The sequence below is a fragment of the Novosphingobium sp. CF614 genome (assembly GCF_900113255.1).
In the GTDB taxonomy this organism is placed as follows: Bacteria; Pseudomonadota; Alphaproteobacteria; order Sphingomonadales; family Sphingomonadaceae; genus Novosphingobium.
Genome location: NZ_FOOR01000055.1, coordinates 1 through 2,196, shown reverse-complemented (window position 1 = coordinate 2,196; position 2,196 = coordinate 1). Strand labels below are relative to the sequence as shown.

The 2,196-nt window shown below is 59.2% G+C and carries 2 protein-coding genes and 1 pseudogene; 1 reads left to right on the top strand and 2 read right to left on the bottom strand.

The features are described from left to right. Window positions 1-123 precede the first annotated feature (123 nt). A pseudogene (locus BM052_RS19225) lies at window positions 124-701 on the bottom strand (IS630 family transposase); the annotation flags it as partial. A 123-nt stretch (window positions 702-824) separates the two neighbouring features. Between BM052_RS19225 and BM052_RS19220 the strand changes: the two are divergent. Next, window positions 825-1,739: an IS1595 family transposase gene (locus tag BM052_RS19220; RefSeq protein WP_255406273.1), complete on the top strand. Its 915-nt coding sequence runs from the start codon at window positions 825-827 to the stop codon at window positions 1,737-1,739. Here BM052_RS19220 and BM052_RS19215 read toward each other — a convergent pair whose 3' ends face one another. After that, a complete protein-coding gene (locus BM052_RS19215) occupies window positions 1,740-2,108 on the bottom strand; it encodes a helix-turn-helix domain-containing protein (RefSeq protein WP_143084926.1) in 369 nt (122 codons plus the stop codon). Window positions 2,109-2,196 lie beyond the last annotated feature (88 nt).

Sequence of the window (2,196 nt, the reverse complement as noted above, 5' to 3'; positions counted from 1 at the left end):
AGCTGGCCATGCGCCAGATCCAGCCCGCACGTATCATCGCGTGGTCATGTTGGCGACGCGCTCACCAAGCCGCCGCAAGACGCGCTCATCTGAGGTTAAAATGCAACTGTAATACCAACGGCCCTATGAGTTGACGCATTGGAACCATTCCCGGGTGGTGATGGATTTGATAGTATCGGGCAGATTGATGAGATCGTTCCATGCTTTGCAGCAAGCGGTGACGATGGTGCCGTAGGTTTCATAGGCTCGGTTTGCGAGGGAGTTTTGTCTGAGATATTGCCAGATGCTTTCCTGAGGGTTGAGCTCGGGCTGTAAGCGGGCAATCGGAGCAGGCTGATATTGCTTGGGAGTTTGAGGGATTTTGTGGTGTGCCAACCGGCACCATCGATGATGACGATGGCATGCGCGCCTTCCTCCACCTGGCTGCTAATTTCGGCGAGGTGCGCGTTCATGGCATGGGTGTTGGCGAAGGGCATGACCAGCGCCGCTCCCACGCCGCGCGCCGGACAGACGGCACCAAAGATATAGGCACATTCATAGCGCTGGTCGCGCACGGCGCGTGGTCGGGTTCCTTTTTCGCCCCAGACATAGGTGAGTGTGCCCTTCTGACCTACACGGGCTTCGTCCTGAACCCAGATTTCAAGGCGCTTTCCGGCGGCATGTCCGGGGAGGATTTCTGCGACTTTGGCCGCGAAGTTTTTTTAAAAGCGGTTCCTGATTACGTACTATCATCAGCCATTTTTGACTGATACAAAACGGGAACGAATGACCGATTTCCGGAGGGTTGATCGATGGCGCGTAACAAGGTTTAGTTTCAAAAAGGCCTGAGTGAGGCCGGTTTCGACGAACTTTACGGGACCGAGGACAAATGCCGGGATGCCGTATTCGGCTGGCGTTGGCCGTCCGGCTTCGAATGTCCGGCGTGTGCAGGACGCAAGCACCGCATCATCAAGACCCGGGCGCTTTACCAATGCACCGGTTGCCGACGACAGACATCGCTCATTGCAGGAACGATCTTCGCTGCGACCAAAGCACCGCTACGGACGTGGTTTCGGGCCATGTATCACCTCACCCAGAGCAAGGGCGGTATCTCCAGCATCGAACTGGGGCGTCGGCTGGGTGTCACGCAAACCACGGCCTGGAAGATCAAGCACAAGCTCATGCAGGTGATGATCGAGCGTGATGCCGGTAAGCGCCTGAAGGGACGGATCGAGATGGATGACGCCTATCTCGGCGGCGAGCGTAGCGGCGGCAAGCGAGGCCGGGGTTCGGCCGGCAAGACGCCGATCGTAGCTGCGGTCGAAACCACCCCGGAAGGCAAGCCGATCCGCATCAAACTGCGCCGGGTGAGCGGCTTTCGCTGCTCGGAGATCGCCAGGCTGGCCAAAGACAATTTCGATCCCGACAGTAGCGTGATCAGTGATGGCCTCCGGTGTTTTGCCGGCGTCACCGAAGCGGGATGCTCCCATCACGTCATCATCACCGGATCGGGGCGAAAGGCTGTCCTCACTCCCGCGTTCAAATGGGTCAACACTGCCCTCGCCAATATCAAGAACGCCATGACCGGAACCTACCGCGCTATCCGCGAAAAGCACGTGCCCCGCTACCTCGCGGAATTCGAATATCGCTTCAATCGCCGCTACGATCTCGCCGCCATGATGCCTCGCCTCGGATACATCGCCGTCCGAACGCCGCCGATGCCCTACCGGCTCCTCAAATTGGCTGAACTTGGTGCGTAATCAGGAAGCGGTTTGAACTTCGACATCGCTTTTGGGATGGAAGGGCCGTGTCGAGATGTGGCTCAGCTCCAGGGCATGGAGCAGCTTGCCGATTGTCCGCTCATGGTATCGAACCTGATATTCCGCCTCGATCCAGCGCTGGATATCCAAGCAGCGCCAGCGCACCAGCCCGTCCTTCTCGGGATCAGGGCCTTTCAAAACATGCGCCTTCACCGCCGCTGCCTGCTCAGCCGTCAGCCGCTTCTTCGGGTGGCCGCAAGGGGAATCGCGCAGACCGGCCGGCCCCTTCGCGTTGAACCGGTGAACCCAGTCGCACAAGGTCTGGCGATCCATCCTGCTGCGTGACGCCGCATCCTTCCGGCTCGGCAAAGCTCGATCGCGGACATTACGCGGCGTTCGACGCGGCCAAGATGGCCGTCATGGGCAGCGCGATAAGCATGACCATGGCGGCGGAAAA